At 66.2% G+C, this 20423-nt stretch carries 21 protein-coding genes; 8 read left to right on the forward strand and 13 right to left on the reverse strand.

Annotation, left to right across the window (positions count from 1 at the left end):
• Nucleotides 1-31 precede the first annotated feature (31 nt).
• Nucleotides 32-241, reverse strand: a complete 210-nt coding sequence (locus IFT58_RS00100; protein WP_197974514.1) for a DUF378 domain-containing protein — start codon at nt 239-241, stop codon at nt 32-34.
• 232 nt (nt 242-473) lie between these two features.
• On the reverse strand, nt 474-968 hold the full coding sequence (locus IFT58_RS00105; RefSeq protein ID WP_192093580.1) for a TspO/MBR family protein: 495 nt from the start codon (nt 966-968) through the stop codon (nt 474-476).
• A 149-nt stretch (nt 969-1117) separates the two neighbouring features.
• Here IFT58_RS00105 and IFT58_RS00110 point away from each other — a divergent pair, with 149 nt between their 5' ends.
• A complete protein-coding gene (locus tag IFT58_RS00110) occupies nt 1118-1465 on the forward strand; it encodes a hypothetical protein (protein ID WP_192079579.1) in 348 nt (115 codons plus the stop codon).
• 79 nt (nt 1466-1544) lie between these two features.
• Nucleotides 1545-2597, forward strand: a complete 1053-nt coding sequence (locus IFT58_RS00115; RefSeq protein WP_192093581.1) for a nitronate monooxygenase — start codon at nt 1545-1547, stop codon at nt 2595-2597.
• 1 nt (nt 2598) lies between these two features.
• Here the strand turns inward: IFT58_RS00115 and IFT58_RS00120 are convergent, their stop codons facing one another.
• Entirely contained in the window at nt 2599-3285 is a 687-nt protein-coding gene (locus IFT58_RS00120; RefSeq protein ID WP_192093582.1) for a hypothetical protein, read from the reverse strand.
• A gap of 420 nt (nt 3286-3705) precedes the next feature.
• Between IFT58_RS00120 and IFT58_RS00125 the strand changes: the two genes are divergently transcribed.
• The 4 genes from IFT58_RS00125 (at nt 3706) to IFT58_RS00140 (ending at nt 6797) form a co-directional block, all read left to right on the forward strand.
• Nucleotides 3706-4086 (forward strand): response regulator, encoded by a 381-nt coding sequence (locus IFT58_RS00125; RefSeq protein WP_192079573.1) that lies wholly within the window; start codon nt 3706-3708, stop codon nt 4084-4086.
• Between the two features lie 67 nt (nt 4087-4153).
• Nucleotides 4154-4966 carry a glucose 1-dehydrogenase gene (locus IFT58_RS00130; RefSeq protein WP_192093583.1) on the forward strand — a complete coding sequence of 271 codons (813 nt, stop codon included), beginning with the start codon at nt 4154-4156 and terminating at the stop codon, nt 4964-4966.
• A gap of 119 nt (nt 4967-5085) precedes the next feature.
• A complete protein-coding gene (locus IFT58_RS00135) occupies nt 5086-5502 on the forward strand; it encodes a DUF2231 domain-containing protein (protein WP_188323976.1) in 417 nt (138 codons plus the stop codon).
• Nucleotides 5499-6797 carry a sorbosone dehydrogenase family protein gene (locus IFT58_RS00140; protein ID WP_192093584.1) on the forward strand — a complete coding sequence of 433 codons (1299 nt, stop codon included), beginning with the start codon at nt 5499-5501 and terminating at the stop codon, nt 6795-6797. Before IFT58_RS00135 ends, IFT58_RS00140 begins: the two co-directional genes overlap by 4 nt.
• A gap of 87 nt (nt 6798-6884) precedes the next feature.
• Here IFT58_RS00140 and IFT58_RS00145 read toward each other — a convergent pair whose 3' ends face one another.
• From IFT58_RS00145 to IFT58_RS00155, 3 genes are all read right to left on the reverse strand, one after another.
• Nucleotides 6885-9626, reverse strand: coding sequence for a PAS domain-containing protein (locus IFT58_RS00145; RefSeq protein ID WP_192093585.1), 2742 nt, complete (start codon nt 9624-9626; stop codon nt 6885-6887).
• Between the two features lie 256 nt (nt 9627-9882).
• The gene (locus tag IFT58_RS00150; protein ID WP_192093586.1) at nt 9883-10563 is read right to left on the reverse strand and encodes a type 1 glutamine amidotransferase domain-containing protein; all 681 of its coding nucleotides are present in this window, start codon (nt 10561-10563) and stop codon (nt 9883-9885) included.
• A gap of 102 nt (nt 10564-10665) precedes the next feature.
• Nucleotides 10666-11274 carry a TetR/AcrR family transcriptional regulator gene (locus IFT58_RS00155; RefSeq protein ID WP_192079563.1) on the reverse strand — a complete coding sequence of 203 codons (609 nt, stop codon included), beginning with the start codon at nt 11272-11274 and terminating at the stop codon, nt 10666-10668.
• Nucleotides 11275-11484: 210 nt separating this feature from the next.
• Between IFT58_RS00155 and IFT58_RS00160 the strand changes: the two genes are divergently transcribed.
• The gene (locus IFT58_RS00160) at nt 11485-11979 is read left to right on the forward strand and encodes a hypothetical protein (protein ID WP_192093587.1); all 495 of its coding nucleotides are present in this window, start codon (nt 11485-11487) and stop codon (nt 11977-11979) included.
• Here IFT58_RS00160 and IFT58_RS00165 read toward each other — a convergent pair.
• Nucleotides 11958-13271, reverse strand: coding sequence for a VCBS repeat-containing protein (locus IFT58_RS00165; protein WP_192093588.1), 1314 nt, complete (start codon nt 13269-13271; stop codon nt 11958-11960). The genes IFT58_RS00160 and IFT58_RS00165 overlap by 22 nt on opposite strands.
• 281 nt (nt 13272-13552) lie before the next feature.
• Here IFT58_RS00165 and IFT58_RS18880 point away from each other — a divergent pair, with 281 nt between their 5' ends.
• Entirely contained in the window at nt 13553-13684 is a 132-nt protein-coding gene (locus IFT58_RS18880) for a hypothetical protein (RefSeq protein ID WP_274603038.1), read from the forward strand.
• Nucleotides 13685-13689: 5 nt separating this feature from the next.
• Here the strand turns inward: IFT58_RS18880 and IFT58_RS00170 are convergent, their stop codons facing one another.
• The 6 genes from IFT58_RS00170 to IFT58_RS00195 all read right to left on the reverse strand — a co-directional run bounded on the left by IFT58_RS00170 (nt 13690) and on the right by IFT58_RS00195 (nt 20259).
• Complete coding sequence (locus IFT58_RS00170) at nt 13690-15264, reverse strand: carboxylesterase family protein (RefSeq protein WP_192093589.1); 1575 nt, start codon at nt 15262-15264, stop codon at nt 13690-13692.
• Nucleotides 15265-15350: 86 nt separating this feature from the next.
• A complete protein-coding gene (locus IFT58_RS00175) occupies nt 15351-15602 on the reverse strand; it encodes a hypothetical protein (protein WP_188323982.1) in 252 nt (83 codons plus the stop codon).
• Nucleotides 15599-16942 (reverse strand): TFIIB-type zinc ribbon-containing protein, encoded by a 1344-nt coding sequence (locus IFT58_RS00180; protein ID WP_192093590.1) that lies wholly within the window; start codon nt 16940-16942, stop codon nt 15599-15601. The genes IFT58_RS00175 and IFT58_RS00180 overlap by 4 nt, the downstream gene beginning before the upstream one ends.
• A 21-nt stretch (nt 16943-16963) precedes the next feature.
• Complete coding sequence (locus tag IFT58_RS00185) at nt 16964-18115, reverse strand: SPFH domain-containing protein (RefSeq protein ID WP_192093591.1); 1152 nt, start codon at nt 18113-18115, stop codon at nt 16964-16966.
• A gap of 92 nt (nt 18116-18207) precedes the next feature.
• Nucleotides 18208-18489, reverse strand: a complete 282-nt coding sequence (locus tag IFT58_RS00190; protein WP_192093592.1) for a hypothetical protein — start codon at nt 18487-18489, stop codon at nt 18208-18210.
• 207 nt (nt 18490-18696) lie between these two features.
• Nucleotides 18697-20259, reverse strand: a complete 1563-nt coding sequence (locus IFT58_RS00195; RefSeq protein ID WP_223203059.1) for an SDR family oxidoreductase — start codon at nt 20257-20259, stop codon at nt 18697-18699.
• Nucleotides 20260-20423: the final 164 nt, after the last annotated feature.

A 20423-nucleotide genomic window follows, 5' to 3' on the forward strand; every position in this document is an offset into this window, starting at 1 on the left:
CACCGCCGAGCCCAGGCTCGGCGGACCCGTATCAGACCAGCTGCGCCTTCGGTTTGTGCGTGGCCAGCCATACCGTCTGCCAGAGCCCGGACAGGCCGATCAGCGCATACACCGCGCGCGGCCAGGCGCTTTCCGTACCGCACACCATCCCGACCAGATCCACCTGGAACTGGCCCTGCAGGCCGAGGCAGATGGCGCCGAACAGCACCATGATCAAGGTCGCGATGTTGAACGCTCGCACGGCAGGGTCCCCGGTTATGTCAGTGTGATGGGGCCATCGTGGTGGGCAGGATGTCTCAGCGTCGTGAGCCGGGCTTCACGTGCCGCCAACGCAGGGGGGCAGGGCGCGGCCGCTGCACGCTGCACCGGTAGCGCCGAGCCACGCTCGGCGGCTTTTCGATCCAGGCACCGCGCACGCCCGACGCCGACCGCGCAGCGCACTCGGCCGAGCGTGGCTCGGCGCTACACTCTGCTCAGCCCAGCAGACCCGGATTGGCGCGCCAGACCGCCCAGTTCAAAGCCGAGGCAAACGAAATCCACGCCAGGTAAGGCACCAGCAGCAGGGCAGCAAACCGGCTTGCCCGCCAGAAGCCCGCCATGGTCGCCAGCAGCACCAGGATCAGCAGCACGATGTCGGCGAAGGCGGGACCGCCCATCCGCCAGCCAAAGAACAACCAACTCCACAACCCATTCAGTGCCAACTGCACGACGAACAACTGCAGGGCGCCACGCTGGGCACGCCAGCCCCCTCGGCGCCACACCAGCCACGCCGAGAGACCCATCAGCAGGTAGAGCACCGACCACACCGGCCCGAACACACTGGCGGGCGGCGCCCACGACGGCTTGGCCAGCGCCGCATAGAACTCACTGGCCGACACCGACGCTGCCGCGCCCACGGCGGCGACAAGGAAGCACAGCAGGAGCCAGCCGAGCAGGGCCAGCACTGGACGTTTCGGCGGTCGACGCATGGTGCACCGGATATCAGGAGGGCAGGGCAGCGCAGCATCGCACGTGCGCCAGCGCGGCGCCTCCACCCCGCCTGCACGCCTGTGTCCACCTGCACTACACAGCACGCTGCCTATGCTCTGTCCACACCCATCGCAGCGGCCGACCGACCATGATCCCCACCTCCTACTGGCGCAAGAGCTGGGGCACGTTCGTCAGGCCCAATTCCGGAACGTTCGATATCCTCGACATTTCCTGCCTGCAGGAACCGGCATCGCAGCGCATCGTGCATCTGTACGCGCTGCAGGTGCAGTGCATGGAGTGCCAGCACGGCTTTGATGCCCGTGACGGCCACGGCATCAGCACCGTCACCGGGGCGCGCGTCCTTCGTTGCCCGCAGTGTGCCGCCAGCCAGGCCGTTGCGAACACCGAGCTGGTGCGCTTCGCGAGCAGCACGACCGCGTCAGCGCGCCCACGCAGCGCCGCGTCGACCCAGCCCGCTCTGGCGATGGCAGGCTGAAGGGACTACGTCGCAGCGGCGACGTATCTGCGAAATAATAGGGCCTTCGTAACGCGACGCAGCGAAGGACCCGACGCCCATGCTTGATCTGATCGCGCAGCTCGGCCTCACCCACCCCATCATCCAGGCCCCCATGGCGGGCGTATCGACGCCGCAGCTTGCCGCCGCAGTCAGCAACGCGGGCGGCCTGGGCTCACTGGGGATCGGCGCAAGCACCGTGGCGCAGGCCCGCGAGGCCATCGAGGCTACCCGTCAACTGACCTCGCGCCCCTTCAACGTCAATGTGTTCTGTCATGCGCCGGCCACGCCGGGCTCGGCGCGCGATGCGGCGTGGATTGCCGCGCTGGCGCCCTTGTTCAAGCAGCAGTCGAGCGAGCCGCCTACGCAGTTGCGCGAGATCTATCGATCTTTCCTGGGCGACGAGGAGAGCTTCCAGCTGCTGCTGGACCTCAAGCCGGCCGTGGTGAGTTTCCATTTCAATGTACCCCCGCCCGCACAGGTCGGCGCGCTGCGCGCTGCAGGCATCATTACCTTTGCGTCGGTGACATGTGTCGAGGAAGCAGCGCAGGCGACCGCTGCGGGTGTGGATGTGCTGGTGGCCCAGGGCCACGAAGCCGGCGGTCATCGCGGCATGTTCGATCCTGACGCCTTGGATGAAGAGCTCAGCATGCCGGTGCTGGTCCGCAGGCTGGTGCGCGACGCGACACGGCCGGTCATCGCGGCCGGGGGCATCATGGACGGGCAGGGCATCCGCGCGGCGCTCGACCTTGGCGCGGTGGCGGCGCAGCTCGGCACCGCGTTCGTACTGTGCCCGGAGAGTGCGGCTGCCGAAGGCTATCGGGCGGCGATGAAGGGCCGGGGCAACGCGCACACACGGATGACGCGGGCGTTGTCAGGGCGCCCGGCGCGCGGCATCGTCAACCCGCTCATCGACTACGCCGACACCCTCACCGACGCCGACCCGGCGGACTACCCGCTGGCCTACGACATCGCCAAACAGCTGTTTGCCGCTTACGCCGCCCAAGGACGGACCGACGTCGGCGCGTTCTGGGCCGGGCAGGGGGCTCCATTGGCGCGCGAACTGCCTGCGCAGGGCCTGGTCAGCCTGCTGGCCGAGGAAATGACACGCTGACTCAGCGCTGCCAGTACACCGCAGGCAACAGCGCCTGCAGTTTCTGCTGCGCCTCCTCGGTGGTGAACGGTGGCGTGCGGGGCGGATCGTACACCTCCGGACGGGTCCCCTTGACCAGCAGGTCGATGGCAACACACTGTCCGCCGTGCACGGCACGGTAGCTGTCAGCGGACACGTAGTGGCTCATCGCCGCATCTCCGGCGCGGAAGTGGGTGAACGGGACGCCGCCGATTTCGACCTGCCCAGCGGCGGGGCCGGTGGATTCGGCGGGCAGCTGCAGGCAGGCCGCCATCGATGATGGATCGGCACTGACGCCGATGCGCATGGCAGCGGTGGTGACCTCGTTGGACCCATCCAGTACGACCGCGACCACGCGGCGGCCTTCGCTTCCCGGTTCGGCGAACAGCTTCCAGCTGCCAGGTGTGAGCGCGCCGGACTCCACGTCGGCCCCGACGCGGGCGCCAGGCACCGGGCGCAGCGCGAGCCCGGACGCCTCATCGACGAACGCAGGCTGCACGACAGCCGGACGTACCGCCGGAACCGGCGCAGCGGGGGTTGAGGCGTTTGCCGCTGCAGCCTGCTCAGCCGGCTCATCGACAACGTGGTCCGGCGCTGGGTTGCAGCCGGTAAGCGCCGCTGCCGTGGCGATCAACAGGCCGGCCGCCACCGTGTGCGAATGTCCCATCATCAGAAGCGTCCACCTTGATTTTAATGCAGAGCCACATCCTACGCAGGGCAGGCGTGCTCGCAGGGAGAAAGCGCCGATGGCGGCTTCCGCGCGTGGGTGGAGCCGAGGGTAGAGCCGACGGTAGAGGCGACTTCAGTCGGCTGCTCTGGCCTTGGTAGAGCCGACTTCAGTCGGCTGCGTGCAAAAACAGCCGACTGAAGTCGGCTCTACCAGAGAGCAAAAACAGCCGACTGAAGTCGGCTCTACCAGAGCGCGCCAGACCGCGAAAGAGCGCGGAAACAGGCCGCGAAAGCATCCGAGCGGAAGCAAATGCAGCCGATGCACGTCGCTGCAACCGCCGAGCCCGGCGACAACGAGGCGTGAAGACCCGCCCGAACGCCATCACGCCATGACCCACCGCAATGCGGGACACTCGCCCGCATGGACACACATGTTTCGCTAAGCCCCGATGCGCCGCGCATCCTGGTGGTCGAGGACGAAATCGAGCTCTCGATCTTGATGCAGACCATCCTCACTGGTGAGGGTTACGGTGTAGAGCAGGCCTACTCGCTCTCAGACGCGTTGCATTCCATCGATGATGAAGCCTTCGATGCGGCGATCCTTGACGTTGAACTGCGCGATGGCGTCGTGTTTTCGGTTGCGGATGCATTGAAAGCGCGCGGAATCCCCTACTTTTTCCTGTCGGCTGTCTACAAAGGCCTTGTGCCGCGCGCGCATCGCGATGCGCGGTTCCTCAGCAAGCCGTATGAGATCGAAGAGCTGAAGCGCTACGTCGCCGAAAGCCTCAGCGGCGTGAACTGAAAGCACCCGCACACGCAGCAGACATCGGCTCGGGCACGATCAGTCCATCTCCCTGGAACGTGCCCCCATGCCTGCAACCCACACTCCGCTTGCCCAGCACGTGGCCATCGTCACCGGCGCCAGTTCCGGCATCGGACTCGCCGTGGCCGAGGCCATGGCAGCCGCCGGTGCCGCCGTGGTGATCAACTACCACTCGCAGGAAGCGCCGGCAGACGACCTGGCCGAGCGCATCATCGCCGCAGGCGGACGAGCCACGGTGATCCAGGCCGACGTCGCCGATGAAGCCGATGTGGCACGGCTGTTCAATGAGACCGTGGACGTGTACGGACGCGTGGATATCGTGGTGTGCAATTCGGGCGTGCAGAAAGACGCGGCGATCGCGGACATGGCGCTCGAGGACTGGAACACGGTCATCGACGTCAACCTGACGGGGCAATTCCTCTGTGCGCGCGAAGCCGTCCGGCACTTCCGTCGGCAGCCCCGCAGCGGCAGGCCGGCGCGCAGTGCGGGCACGGTCATCGCCATGAGTTCAGTGCATGAAATCATCCCGTGGGCAGGGCATATCAACTACGCCTCCGCCAAGGGCGGCAGCCGGATGCTGACCCGTTCGCTGGCACAGGAGGTGGCCGCGGATGGTATCCGCATCAATGCCATCGCGCCGGGCGCGATCCGCACCCCGATCAACAAAGAGGCATGGGAAACCGAAGCCGCGCTGGAGAAACTGCTGCGGCTGGTGCCTTACGGTCGCATCGGCGAGCCGGAAGACGTCGCCCGTGCGGCGGTCTGGCTGGCGTCGGACGACGCCGACTATGTCACCGGCACCACGCTGTTCGTCGACGGTGGCATGTCGCTGTATCCGGAGTTCCGCGACAACGGCTGAGACCGATGGGGCAGGACGCAGCGGTAACGATGGACGTCGGCGCGGAAGAGGGCATTGCCGTCACAGCTGCAGTGGCAGCATGAGGCACCTTCCCAGACCCTCTCCCCAAGGAGCCTGCCATGGAATCAACCGTCGTCGTGACCCGAACCCGGGTCATCCATCCCGTCCACGCTGCCGTGCTCGGCGGGGTCTTTCCGCTGTTCCTCGGCGCCTTGCTGGCCGACTACGCCTATTGGAGCACCTACGAGATCCAGTGGAGCAACTTCGCGGCGTGGCTGTTGGTGGGCGCGATGGTGATGACCACCCTGGCCCTGCTGGCCGGCATCGTCGGCCTGGTTCGCGGCAGCCGTCAGTTGCCTTATGTGATCGTGCTGGTGGTGACGTGGCTGGTGGGCTTCTTCGATTCGCTGCACCATGCGCGCGATGCGTGGGCGATCATGCCCGGCGCTCTGGTGATGACCGTCATCGCCACCCTGCTGGCCTTCGTGGCCACCTGGATCGGCTTTTCCACCCTGCGCGCAGGAGGTGTCCGATGAGCCGCCAGATCGTGAAGATTCTCAGCGTGTCCGTGCTTGCCGCTTCAGTGGCCGCCTGCAGTGGCAAAGCCCCGCAGATGGACCAGTACGGCCAGAACCCTGAGCTGCCCAAGCCCAACCGTACGTTGATGCCGGACATGACCATTGCCAAGCCGGCGCAGTGGGGAGATCGCGTGCCAACCGTGCCGGCGGGGTATCGCATCGCCGCCATCGCGACCGATCTGAACATTCCGCGGCAGACGCTGGTGCTGCCCAACGGTGACATCCTGGTGGCCGAAGGGCGCGGCGGCAGTGCGCCCAACCTGAAACCGAAGGACGTGATCGCCGGCAAGATCAAGGCGAAGGGCAACACGCAGGTCAAGAGCGGAAACCGCCTGACGCTGCTGCGCGATGCGGATGGCGATGGCGTCTACGAAACGAAGACCGTTTACGCCGACAAGCTCAATGCGCCGTATGGCCTGGCGCTGATCGGCAACGCGTTGTACGTGGCCAACCAGGATGCCCTGGTGCGGTTCGAGTACAGCGAAGGCCAGACCCAGGCCAGCGGAGCGCCGACCAAGGTCACCGACCTGCCGTCAGCGATCAACCACCATTGGACCAAATCACTCACCGCCAGCGCGGATGGCCGGTATCTGTACGTGGGCATCGGCTCCAACAGCAACATCACCGAACGCGGCATGGCCGCCGAAGTGGACCGGGCGGTGGTGTGGCAGATCGATGCGCAGAGCGGCGCGCACAAGACCTACGCGACCGGCATTCGCAACCCCACGGCGCTGGCCGTACAGCCCGGCACCGGCACGGTGTGGGCGGTGGTCAACGAGCGCGATGAGATCGGACCGAACCTGGTGCCTGATTACCTGACGTCCGTGCGCGAAGGCGGTTTCTACGGCTGGCCCTACAGCTACTGGGGCAAGAACGTGGACACCCGGGTGATGCCGCAGAATCCAGAGAAGGTCGCGTCTGCGCTTACGCCGGACTACGCACTGGGCTCGCACGTCGCGGCGCTGGGCGTCTCGTTCTCCACCGCCACGATGGGCGCGAAGTTTGCGGACGGTGTGTTCGTGGGTGAGCACGGCAGCTGGAACCGCAACCCGCCGGTCGGCTACAAGGTGGTGTTCGTTCCGTTCCGTGATGGTCGACCTGCCGGTGAGCCGATCGACTTTGTGTCCGGATTCCTCGGCGAAGACGGCAAGACCCGCGGTCGCCCGGTAGGCGTGACGGTGGATCCGCGCGGCGCACTGATCGTCGCCGATGATCTGGCCAACACCATCTGGCGCATCACCCCGACCCAGTAAGCGGTAGCGCCGAGCCATGCTCGGCGACGCGGAAATCGGAAACCGCCGAGCACGCCTCGGCGCCACTCCCTGGCCAGCCCGCCCGGCTCAGTGCGGGCTGTCCAGCACGGTCTGCAGCCGGGTGGCCAGTTCGTCCAGCGTGAACGGCTTGCCGATCAGGTGCACCCCCGAATCCAACACGCCGTCATGCACCAGTGCGTTGCGGCTGTAGCCGGTGGTGAACAGGACTTTCAACGCCGGCCGCCGCCGGCGCGCTTCATCGGCCAACTGCCGTCCGTTGATTTCCGGCATCAGCACATCGGTGAACAGCAACGCGATGTCCGGGTGCGCGTCCAGATGCTTCAACGCCGCGCTCGCGCCGTCAGCGGCCAGCACCTGATAACCGAGCTCGGTCAGCGCGTCGATGGAAAACTGGCGCACGCCGGGCTCGTCATCGACCACCAGCACCCGCTGCTGCTGCCCAGCGGGCAGCGGCGGCTTCACCAGCGCAGGCGAAGCCGGCGCTGCATCGACGACCGCCGAAAGCCGAGGCAGGTACACCCGCACCGTCGTACCTTCACCCAGCGCCGAGATGATGCGCACGTGTCCAGCCGATTGCTTGACGAAGCCGTACACCTGGGACAGCCCGAGCCCTGTGCCCTGGCCGACCTTCTTGGTGGTGAAGAACGGATCGAATGCCTTGCCGATGACCTCCGGCGACATGCCGCTGCCGTTGTCCGCCACGCTGATCAGTACGTAGTCGCCTGCAGGTATGCCGGCATGCACCTGCGACGAATCGTCCGGCAATGTGCAGTTGGACGTCTCCACGGTCAGTCGGCCACCGCCTGGCATCGCATCGCGCGCATTGACGGCGAGGTTCAGGACGACGTTCTCCAACTGGTTGACGTCGGCGAAGGTGCTCCACAGCTCGGCGGCAAGCACGGTCTGCAGGCGGATGCTGCTGCCCAGCGAATGCACCAGCAGGTCCGACATGCCCGCCACCAGTCGATTGGCGTCCACCGGCACCGGCTGCAGCGGCTGCTGGCGTGAGAAGGCCAGCAAGCGTTGGGTCAGCAGCGCCGCGCGGCGCGCCCCTTCGATCGCCATGTCGATGTAGCGCTTGGAGCGCTCATCCTCATCGCCCAACCGCATCGCCAGCAGGTCCAGGGGGCCGATCACGGTGGCCAGCATGTTGTTGAAATCGTGCGCGATGCCGCCGGTCAACTGGCCCACGGCTTCCATCTTCTGGCTCTGCCGCAGCGCATCCTCCACCCGTGTGCGCTCGGCCACTTCCGCCAGCACACGGCTTTCCAGTTCTTCGTTCAGTTCTTTCAGCTGTGCGTCGGCATGCTTGCGCGCGGTGACTTCGATGGCCACGCCCAGCACCCGCACGCAGCGGTTGTCCTCAAACATGCCGCGTCCCTTGGCGGCCACCCAGCGGACGACGCCGTCTTCCTTGCCAACCGTCCGGTACTCCACGTCGTACAGGGCGCGTCTGTCGGGATCAGCGGCAGCGTGGAACGCCGCGGTTGTCGCTTCACGGTCCTGCGGGTGGATGCCCTCGTAGAAATCACGCAGGGTGACCTCGACGTGGGCGGAAATGCCGAACATCGCCTTGGTCCGTCGTGGCCAGATCAGTTGATCGTGCACCAGGTCCACGTCCCAGAAGCCCATGTCGCCGGCCTCGGTGGCGAAGCGCAGACGTTCCTCGCTCTCGGCCAGCGCGGCCTCTGCCGCCTTGCGGCTGGTCAGATCGAGCATCGCACCGATCATGCGCTGGGGCGTGCCGGCGGCATCACGCAGCACCGTACCCCGGTCCAGCACAGAGGCATACGTGCCATCGGCTCGCTGGAAACGGTACTCGCCGGACCATCCGGAGCGATCGCTGTCGATCACCGCATGGATGTCCGCATCGACGCGCGCCCGGTCATCGGGATGGATGTGGTCGATCCACCACTGTGCCGTCGTCTCGCTCAGCACATGGCCAAACAGCGTCACCAGCGCCTCGTTCCAGATCACCTGGCCATCGCGCATGCGCCAGTCCCAGATCGCATCGTTGGTCGCCCGCGCGGCAAGCCGGTACCGTTCCTCGACTTCCAGGTGGCGTTCCTCTGCCGCCTTGCGGTCGGTGATATCCAGGGAAGTGCCGATGAGTCCCACCACGGCGCCGTCCGCGTCGCGCAGGGGTGCCTTGGTCGACAGCCAGAACGCACGTCGACCGTCGGGGAAACTGACCGCCTCTTCCAGTTGCTCGGAGCGGCCACTGCGCATGACGCGCTCGTCGGTCGCCATCAGCGCGGCCGCCTGTGTCGGGTCGCTCAACAGCTCGGCGTCGGTGCGGCCGATGTACTGCTCCGGGGGCAGGCCGATCAACTCGGTCGTGCCGCGGTTGCCGATCAGCAGCCGCCCTTGGCGGTCCTTTGCGTACACCACGCCCGGCGCCGCTTCGACGAACGAGCGCAGCAGGGTCTGTGCCTGGTCACGCTCGATTTCCATCCGGCGTCGGTCCTCGATGTCGATCAGCACGCCGGGGAATCCCACGGGCCGGCCGTCGGCGTCCGTCTCCACACGGCCCGCCGCTTCGATCCAGCGGTACGTGCCGTCCACGCCGCGCGTGCGGTACTGGTGGATGTAACGTCCGCCGCGCTCGAGCGCATCGGCGACTGCAGCTTCCAGGCCGGCCTGATCGTCGGGATGCACGCGCTCCACCATCTGCTGCAGCGGCAACTCGCTGCCAGCCAACGAAGCATCCAGGCCAAAGGCCTGCGCAAGCGCGGCGTCGACGGTCAACCGGTCACGCTGCACATCCCAGAACCAGGTGCCGATGATGGCGCCGGCGGCCAGTGCCAACCTCACATGCTCGGCGTCGCGCTCGCTTCGGCGCTGGGGGGAGTCGGAAGGATTCAAGAAGGTCTCGCGCTGGCAGCTGTCGTCAGGGACCCGCGCACCCACCTGCGGCCAGACCGGCCGGGGTGTCGCAATCAGGCTGCCTAGATTAGCGCCGCCGCCCCCTGCGATGGAACTGTTTTCGGCGGCCACGCGGGGCGACAGGCGTGGCGACCTTGCTGGCTGTCCAGCCAGGTCGCCGCGCTTTGTCGGCAGGGCGTTATTTGCCGAGCTGCTTGATCAGCACCGCTGCGGTTTCTGCGGACGATGCCGGATTCTGGCCGGTGATCAGCAGCCCATCACGCACCACGTAGGAGCCCCAATCCGGACCCTTGGAGTAGTCACCACCGGCCTGCTTGAGCATGTCCTCGACCAGGAACGGCACCACATCGGTCAGACCGACGCCGTCCTCTTCGGTGTTGGTGAAGCCGGTGACGCTCTTGCCGCTCACCAATGGCTGGCCGTCGGCTGCTTTGACGTGACGCAGCACGCCCGGCGCATGGCAGACCAGGGCAACCGGCTTGTTCGCTGCGATGAAGGATTCGATCAAAGCGATGGAGTGGGCATCTTCGGCCAGATCCCACAGCGGGCCATGGCCACCCGGGTAGAACACCGCATCGAAATCGGCCGCAGACACGCTGTCCAGCCGCACCGTCGCGGCCAGGTGCGCCTTGGCGTCTGCGTCTGCGTGGAAGCGGCGGGTGTCATCGGTCTGGGAATCCGGCTCGTCGCTCTTCGGATCCAGGGGCGGCTGCCCCCCCTTCGGTGAGGCGAGCACGATCGTTGCCCCGGCGTCCTTGAAGGTGTAGTAGGGGGCGGCCAGTTCTTCCAGCCAGAAGCCGGTCTTCTTGCCGGTATCGCCGAGCTGGTCATGTGAGGTGAGAACCATCAGAACGTTCATGCGTATCTCCTGCTGTAGGTGTTCGAAGTAGACCAGTCGTCTTGTACGCTGGCGTGAAAAAAACGCTGCACCGTGCAGCGCCAAAGAAGTCCATCGCCGGACTCAGGAAGCGGGGCGATGTATCAGCTGATCCGTCAGCGCCTGTGCCTCGTCGAATGGGCGGTCCGTGCGCACGATCTTCACCATGATGCTGGCGCCGAGCCATAGCTGATAGAGGCCCTGCGCGACCGAGTGCGGACGTCCATCGATGGTGAGCGAGCCGTCCGCAACACCCGCCTCAAGCGCTGCAGCAAGCCGCTCGATGATGCCCGCAGTGCCACGCAAAAGAGCGGACCGCATGCTTTCGGACAGATCCGCGACTTCGGCGCCAAGCTTCACCGCCAGGCATCGGCCCTGGCAGTCATCGGACGCCTGGCTGGCCCGCCACGCCTGGAAATAGGACGCCAGTTGCTGCGCCTTGCTCTGGCCCGGCTGACGAAAGATCAGATCCATCTCGCCCAGATAGGCGCTGAAATAATCCTCCAGCATCGCTTCGCCGAAGGCTTCCTTGGATCCAAAATAATGATAGAACGAGCCCTTGGGCACGCCGGCAGCAACTAATACCTCATTCAGTCCGACGGCAGAAAATCCTTTCCCGCCCATGATCCGCCTGCCTGTCGCCAGGATCTTTTCACGGACATCGACACTGGCAGGGGAGGGCGCGGAGTTCATGGGACCTACCTTACGCCACATTAGACCGGTCGTCTAGTCGCACTCTGTGCGCCACGGTAGCGCCGAGCCACGCTCGGCGGACACCGTCAGCACCGACGATGCCGATGACATTGCACACAGACAACGCGGCAGGCTAGGCTCCGGGCACTCCGCATTCATGCCTGCCTGCGGCGGCGAGACGCGTGCAGGCGCCAGAGTGGGGGATTCACGATGTATCAAACGCTGCTCGCCCTGGTGCTGCTTGAAGGCGTACTGCTGGTGCTCTGGTGCCGACCGTGGTGGCCATGGGGCGTGACCCTGTTCAGTCGACGCATACCGGTGCCGGCCTCGCTGCTGCTCGATTTCCCCGACACGCGGCTGCAGGCCGACCTGCAGTCTGACCAATGGCCAGACCTGCTGGTGCGCCGGCTGGACCGACGGTCCTTTGCGTTCCGCGAAAGCTTCGGCTTCCATTTTGGCTGGCGCTATCCGCCGATGATGCGCGGGCTGATTCTCGTCGACGTGCAGCGGCGTGAACTGCGGATCGTGGGGCGCTCCAGCTGGACGGTCCTGTTCGTGGTCGCCAGCTTTATTCCTGCGCTGGCGGTGGCCCCCGGCGGCGTCGTGGTGGTTGCGCTGATTTTCGCTGCAAGCTATCTGGTGCAACGGCACCGCTTCCTTGCGGTGGAGGCAGCCATCCGCGGCTATCTGGATCCTCGCGCATAGCCCTGCGTGTCGGTCAGCAGCAGGCGGGCCTGCGTACCCCAGCCACCGATCAGCACATCGGTTCGCCCATCGCCATCCAGATCGCCTTGTCCCATGCTCCAGCTGCGGCCCACGGTGATGCCTGGCACCACGTCCAGCGTGACATCGGTGAAGGTGCCTTTGCCGTCGTTCTGCCACGCACGCAACTGCAGCGGCACGAAGCCCGGAACCTGGATGGCGCCGACCAGCAGATCCGGATGGCCATCGCCGTTGAAATCCACGACCGTGCCGGCCCAGCTGGAGAACGTATGCGTGGGCAACCGCGCAGCCGTTTCATCCACGAACTGCCCCGTGCCGTCGTTGATCAGCAAGCGGGTCTGCGGATCTTTCTCCCACGCCGCATTGTTGCTGGTGATGTTGAAGAAGACGATGTCCGGGCGCCCGTCGCCGTTGACATCCGCCACGTGGACCTCGCGCGTCTCCATCGGGACCCGTAGATCCAGGCGGTGCGACTGATCGCTGAAACGCCCCTTGCCATCGTTGATAAGCAGGCGGTTCGGGTGGGCGGGGCTTGCGAGCACGATGTCGAGGTCGCCGTCGCCATCCATGTCGGCGAACGCCACGCCTTCTGTCTGGTCTTCGCGCTGCGGCAGGTGGCTTTTGCTGGCATCGATGAAATGTCCGGGACGCTTGGCATCGTTGAGCAGCAGCACGTTGCGCGAACGCGCAGCCTCGGCACGGGAGCCGCCTTCGGCGGTGCTGCCGATGAAGATGTCCGGCAGGCCATCGCCGTTGAGGTCCCCCACGGCCAGGCCGTTGCCCTGGCGGCCGGTGGGCAAGCGATCACTGACCTCGGTGAAGCCGCCTTTGCCATCGCCGAAGAACAGCTGATGCCGTGCTTCGTCTTCGGCAACGAACACCACGTCGGCCTGGCCATCGCCGTTGAAATCAGCGGCGCGCACATGCTCGTTGTCCGCCCTGCGCGTGCCGAACACATCGGGCACGTAGCGCAGCCGGCCGCCCCCGTCATTGACGTACAGGCGGTTGACCCCGTGCTCCACCGACACGACCGCATCCAGGTCGCCGTCGTGGTCGACGTCCACGAAGACCGAGTCGGTGGAATGCAGGGCGGGTGCCAGCGGTACGTGGGTCGCGGTGGCGTCGACGAAGACCGACGAGGGCGCCTCATGGATCAGGCTGAAGGCGTGGGTGGCCGCCACGTGGTCGGGGTGATCCTGCGCCACAGCGGGCGCGGTGAACAGCAGGGAGGCGACGCATGGCGCGAGATGGAACGGGGATGCGATCCGGAGCAACGCAGCTCTCCAGTAGCGGAATCAGGGTTCACCGTAACGTGTCACGGAAGCAGGCGAAAGGCCGCGGGTGAGGGCTGACACGTACCGGTAGCGCCGAGCCGTGCTCGGCGGCTTCTTGCGGAAAACCCCACTGCGCTCGCCGAGCACGGCTCGGCGCTACCAAGCAGAAAACCCCGCTGCGCTCGCCGAGCACGGCTCGGCGCTACCAAGCGGAAAGCACCGCTGCGCTCGCCGAGCGTGGCTCGGCGCTACCATGGGGGCACGGACCGGGAGCACGCATGATGAGCAGCACGGGATGGTTGTGGGTGGTAGTGCTGGTGGTGATCCCGAAGGTGATCGTGGTGACCTGGGCCGTGCTGCGTGCGCGGCGGCAGGCCAAGCGACCCGCAACCCGTGACGCGTCACATAAATAACCCAATCACGGGCGACGCGCGATTTCGATTTCCTGCCCGTCCCAGGCATCCCGACGCGCACGGTCAGGATCCTGCTCCACGCGATCGGTCCGGTCCATGATCAGGGTAGGGCGCTGAGGCAGCACGTAGGTTGGCCACTCGCTGCCAGGATCCCCTTCGCGGACGAACCCAATCCAGCGCGAACGCATGCGCTCGGCGAGCGCACGCCGTCGGCCTGTCAGCGGGCCACCCCGCAGCGCACCGAACACCACGCCGTCCAACGGCCACAGGAACGTCAGGTCCACCGCATGCGCGGCCCCCAGGAACAGCCCGCCATAGTCGAAGCGATACACCCATGCGCGGCGTCCGCGGGCGACGTGCCGCTCGGCGAAATGCCGCGTGGGCATCTGGAAGTTGGCGTCGGTGCCCAGGTCACGGTTGCCGGCCCGCGTGTCCGGATAGGTCGCCGCGATGCGGCCAGCAGCGGTTTTCCCCAGCAGCCAGCCCACTTGGGCCAGCAGCTCACCGCGCTCGCGCAGCAACATGGTGCGTGCACCCGGAATCTCGAAGAAACGTATTTCATCCCGCATCGCGCCGACCAGCAGCGGGATGTCGGGCGTCTCAGCCAGCAGGGCCGCTTCAAACGAAGCGGGCAGCAGGTCGCCGTCATAGATCGGCGCGGCCGGGATCATGCCGGGGAACGCGTCGGCGACCTGCGCCTGCGCGTCGAGCAGGCGGGCGACCGGCACGGCCTCCAACGCCGCACGACTGTCGGCCGCATTGCCCAGCAGTTCGCGGTAGCGCACTGCCAGGCGTGCTGCTATCTGCTGGTCGTGAAGCAGGTTGAGCGATCCGCTCTGCATGATGGCAGCGCGGAACAACGGCTCGATCCCCCGGGCCACCATCAGCAAGGCAACCGACGTCGACCCCGCCGACTCACCGACCACGGTCACCTGCGCCGGGTCACCACCAAACAGCGCGATATGGGCCTGGACCCAACGCAAGGCGGCGATCTGATCGTGCAGCCCCCGGTTATTGGGGATGCCCAGTGCCGAAAAATCAGCGAATCCGATCGCCCCCAGCCGGTAGTTGAGCGTGACCACCACGATATCGCCGCTGGCGGCCAGCTCGTGGCCCGGATACATCGACCCTGCCCCCGTACGGAACCCGCCGCCGTGGATCCACACCATCACCGGACGTTGCGTGCCGTCCGCTGCGGGTGACCAGACGTTGAGGAAGAACGGGTCATCGGATTCACTGCGCGCACCGCCCGCGCCTTTCTCCTGCGCGGCCGTCGCGCCGAACGTGGTGCAAGCGACGGGGGCGGCCGGCAGCGGCTCCACGACGGGCAAGCCGAAGCGCGTGGCGCGTGCGTAGCGGATACCCCGCCACGCCGCCACGCCATTGTCGCGGTGACCGGTAAAGGGGCCGGCCTGCAGGCCCGCGGCGGTCAGCGACCTGCGCGTTTCGTCGGGTGGCGTCACGCTGCTGGAGGCGCGCCCACCCAGCCGTGTCGAACAGGCCAGCAACGGCGCAGCGGCCATCGTCATCGCACCCGCTCGCAGAAAGCGGCGGCGTGTCTCCAGGTCGGTCTGCGGCACAGGCGGCACTCATCAAGGCAGTCCGCGCCACGATAGGCCGCGCGTGCGCACAGCCATGTGAGGCGCCACACCGCCACGCGCGGCGCTCAGCCCATGTCGCGCTTTACCCGATTGCGATACGCGGATACGTTGTCGCCGCGTATCTGCCGCTCCCGCGTGCCGGTCACCGTATCCACCTTGCGGTCCGACCCGGTCACCGGCTTCGCATCGACTGCCGTTTCGCGCTCGAACGCATGGGATTTGTCCGTGTTGCGGTAGTAGCGGTACAGCCCCCAATACAGCGCCGTCGCCGCAGCAGGGCCAGCCGCCAACAACCAGAGTCCACTGTCTTCGCTCATGATCCGGCCACCAGTATCCAGAGTGCGATGGCTTCAACGACGCTGCCGGTGGTGAGCGCGGCCAGCAGCAGCTTCCACTGCTGTACCGGCACGCTGCCCATGGTTTCACCGGTGCGCCCGTTCACCGCGATGTAATGCAGCATGCCGCCCTTCTTGCCCGGTTGGTGGTACGAGTACAACCACACCGGCAGGTACATCGATACCCAGCGGGTGCCATGCACGTCCAGGCGTTCCTGTTCCCAGCGGACGCCGCGGTCATAGCGACGCACCGAGCTTTCCACTTTTGCCCGTGCGATCGACAGGAGCTGATCCTCCAGGCGCGGCAGCATCTTGTCCACGTCCAGGTTGCGCTTCTCCGACGTGAATCCGGTCAGGAAGGAGGCATTCCACTGCAGCGCGTTCTTGGTGTCGAACGGCAGGATCGTGTTGATGATGTTGTTGGTGTTGGCCTGCGTATCCAGGTTGCCGCGCTCCACGGAAGACTCCAGCGGCAGGTCGTCCACGGTGAACGCTACGTGGCGGTCCACGGCGTAGACATCCGCGTCGTAGTAGGTCTGCTTGTTCTTCTCGGTGCCCCGTGTGTACTCGCGGGTCTTGATTTCGCCGCGTCCCGATACCGTCGCACTGACATTGCTGTCCACGATCATGTAGGGCAGGTACACGCCGATGACATTCTCCGGCGTGAACTCGTCCTTGAACGCCTTCAGGGCGAACAGGCGACGCTTGTCGACGAACTGGCGGATGCGCGCTACCGCGTCGTCCTTGGTGATCCGGAACGGCAGCACGGCATCGGGCACGGCGCCGTTGGCCACCTGCTCATTGACCCCGAACACATGACGGCACCAGTGGCAGCGTGCGGTCATCGTGCTTTCGGTGTTGATGGTCACCTCGGCGCCGCAGCCGGTGCACTTGAAGCTCATCAGGCTGGCACTGTCGGCGGCGATGTCACGGGCGCCGGAGGCGATGACATGACCACGCAGCTGGTCGATGCCGGCGCCCAGGCCGAAGGCTTCTTCGACCCGCGTGCCGTGCCATTCGTTGCGGCAGTACTGGCACACCAGCACGTCCGTGCCCAGCTTGAGCCGGACGTCGGTCGACCCACACTTGGGGCAGCGGTTGAGGCCATCCTTCAGTTCGGCGGCAGCCGTATCCAGCGCCACCGGATCCGGTGCCAGCAATTCGTCACGGATCGGCGGGGGCAGGGTGGTCGCGTCCACGGGCAGGCTGCCGGGAAGGGGCGGCACGTCCCGCGGCGATCCCGGACCGGTCAGCGGAGGCGTCGGGGCCGCCGCTGCGGGCGGCAGCGGCGGCAGCGGCGGGGGTGTTCTGGAGTCGGACATGAGGTCGGCGCGTCCCTGGTCTTACAGACCCAACGCCTTGGCCTTGAGCTTGTCGTAGTCGTCCTGGGTGATCAGGCCCAGGTCAAGCATCTCCTTGGCCTTCGTCAGCTTGGCGATCGGATCGTCGGCGGCCGGGCTCGCCGGCGCGACCGGCTGTTGCATGCTGCCCACGCCACCGAACATGCCCGAAGCCATACCCACGCCGACCAGGCCTGCTGCGCCGCCGGTTTCGCCTGCCGACTGGATGCCCTGGGCCATGCTGGCCTGCAGGTTGGAATTGCCGCGCGCACCGGACAGGGCATCCGCTCGCTGCACCGTCTTCAGCAGTTCACGGGTATTGGCGTCGTACTCGATCGACACGATGGCCGTCTTGACGATGGCAAGCCCGCGATCGGAGTTCCACTGGTACGCCTGTTCCACTGCGTCGGACAGGCTCTTGGCGAAGCCCAGCGAGTCCTGCTGCAGCTTGGTGATGCGATTGCCCTTGCCGGGATCGTTGGTATACAGGCTGAAGGCGGGCGCCAGCGACCCCACGACTTCGTTGAACAACTGGCTGGCGGCCGCATTGTCCAGGTCGGTGAAATCAAAAACCTCGCCCGGCTGCAGATAGCGGGCCGGCACGAAGTTCTTGACGAACAGGATCGGGTCCACGATTTTCAGCGTATAGGAACCCCGCGTCACCGCGCCCACCTGCGTGCCGAGGAAGCCGTCGTCCCAGTAGATCTCCGACTGGGTGCCGAAGCGGTTGTCCGGCAGTTCCTTCAGCGATACGAAGAATGCAGCCTGCTGCGAGCCGGGCTGGCCGCCGAACTTGAACCGTTCCCAGGTCTGGCGGATCAGCGGCGTCACCAGGCCGTCTCCGGCGAAGATCGACTGCGAGTTGGCATCGTCGGATCGCCATTCGTAGCCGCCGGACTCGGCGACGAACGCGGTGACTGCACCGTCCTGCATCAGCAGCAGGCCGTAGCCTTCCGGGACCACGATCTTCGAACCGTTGGTGATGATGTTGGACGACGCGCTGGTGTTGGAGCCGCGCCCGGCGTTGGTGCCGCGTGGGACCGCCGCGAACAGGGCAGCCGTGGCAGGCAGTCCAACCGGAACGGTGTAGAAATCCTTCCACTGATCGGCCAGCACACCGCCCACCGCACCTGCCACCGCCTGACGAAGACCCATGACGCACTCCCTGTGATTTCGTGGACAGGCACTGTGCCTGCCATGCCCGGCCGACTATAGCAGCCGGGTGAGGCCGGCCGCGGTGCCGCGGATCAGGCGCCGGGCAGCTCGCATTGCATTTTCCCGTCCACGTAATACGGCTTGGGCACATCCGGATTCGCGCTGGTCTTTTCGAACACGACTTCGAACGAATCGGTGTCTGCGGTGCCTTGGCGATCCTTGCAGGCTTGCTGCAGCTTCTTCTTCACCGCCGCGATGCCGGCGTCGCGATCTGCGCCGTCGGCGCTGTTGGTCAGGTTGACGGTCTCGGCGAATGCCAGCGGACTCAGGCCCAGCAGGCAGACGGTGAACACCATGGCGTGCAGCTTCTTCATGTGCGACATCCTGTTCCCTCTGGAAGAAACCACAGGATAAGAACGCAGGGTTAAGACGCCGTGCGGGTGTCGGCCGGGTGGGCTGCCTGGTGACGGTGATCGGGAGGCAATGCATGGGTAGCGCCGAGCCGTGCTCGGCGGAACGTAAAAGGCACCGCGCTGCGGGCTCGCCGAGCATGGCTCGGCGCTACCGGGTCCGCTGCGGGCTCACCAGTCGGTGGGCGCGTAGTCCTTCAGGAACTGGCCCCAGACGTGCTCGCCGGTGTTGATCCCATGGATGATCGGGTCGACGATGCGCGCGGCGCCATCGATGATGTCCAGCGGCGGGTGGAACCGCTCCTGCTCCACCTTCTTCGCCGCCAGGTCGGCCGGATCCTCATCGGTCACCCAGCCGGTGTCCACGCTGTTCATGTGGATGCCGTCGTTCTGATAATCCGCCGCGGAGGTACGCGTCATCATGTTCAACGCGGCCTTGGCCATGTTGGTATGCGGGTGACGGGTGGTCTTGAAGTTGCGGTAGAACTGACCTTCCATCGCCGATACGTTGACGATGTGCTTGTCACGCTCCGGCGTACGCAGCATCAACGGCTTCAAGCGCGCATTGAGAATGAACGGGGCAATGGCATTGACCAGCTGGGTCTCCAGCAGTTCCACCGACGGCACCTCGGCCATCTGCATGCGCCAGGAGTTGCGGTCGCGCAGGTCGATCTGCTGCAGGTCCTGGTCCAGGCGGCCATCCGGGAACAGATGCTGCTGGCCGACCAGTTCGTCGGCCAGCAGCGGCACCTGCGAAAGCTCGGCGGCACGCACCAGGCCGTTGGCCCCCTTGAAGCCTTGTTCCTGTGTCACCTGCAGCACCGTGGCCGGGGTCGCACCCAGCAGTTCGGCGCTGCGCAGGCCCTCGTAGTCACCGATCAGGTTGCGCAGGGTTTCCGGCACGTCGTGCAGCGCAGCGGTCTCGCCGGCCATCATGTGCGCGTAGAACTGCGGCGGACGCCGCACGGTCTGGCAGGCATTGTTGATGATGAAATCCAGCCGCGTGCGCGTGGCGAGCAGCTCGGTGCAGAAGGCTTCCACGCTGGGCGTGTGGCGCAGGTCCAGGCCATATACCTGCAGGCGATGGCCCCATACGGCAAAGTCGGGCTCTTCGGCATAGCGGGCAGCCGAATCGCGCGGGAACCGCGTGGTCACGATCAATTCGGCACCCGCGCGCAGCAGCTTCAACCCGGCCTGATAACCGATCTTGACCCGGCCGCCCGTCAGCAGCGCGACGCGCCCGCGCAGGTCGGCCGTCTCCGTACGCTTGGTGAAGTTCAGCGCGGCGCAGTCCGGGCACATCTGGTCGTAGAAATGATGCAGCTGGGTGAACTTCTGCTTGCACACGTAACAGTGGCGCAGCTCGGGAGAGTGCACCGGCTCCGGGCCGGCATCAGCGCCTTCGCCGTTACGGGCGTCATGCAGGCCGGCCGCGTGCGGCGGGAAGTAGTTCGGCGTACTGAACACCGGCTTGCGGCGCAGGGCACGGATGCCGGTCTGTTCCAGCAACGCTTCGGCCTTGCGGACCTTCTCCTGGTGGCGGACCTTGGCCTGCTGCTTGAGCATCTGCCGGCGCGCCTTGGGCTCGGGATGGTAGACCTTGGCCACGACCTGGTGCAGCCGCACGCGGTCGGCCTCGGGCAGGGTGTCCAGCACGCTGCGGTCCGCTTCGATGGATTCCAGCAGGTCCAGCGCGGCGCGCAGGCGGTCGGTCAGGGGCGCATCGTCGGCCACGGCGACAGAGGAGGGGGCAGTGGTAGTCACATCAGATCCGGAAGAAACGGCATGAAGCCTGGAGTGGACAGCAGAGCGATGACCGGCTCGATGCGGGTCCATGCTGTAACGGGCCGGGCAGGACCCGGACGAGCCGCCATTGTCCCTGATCCAGCCGGGCCTGT

It is taken from the genome of Stenotrophomonas sp. CFBP 13718, assembly GCF_014842145.1.
Classification (GTDB): domain Bacteria; phylum Pseudomonadota; class Gammaproteobacteria; order Xanthomonadales; family Xanthomonadaceae; genus Stenotrophomonas.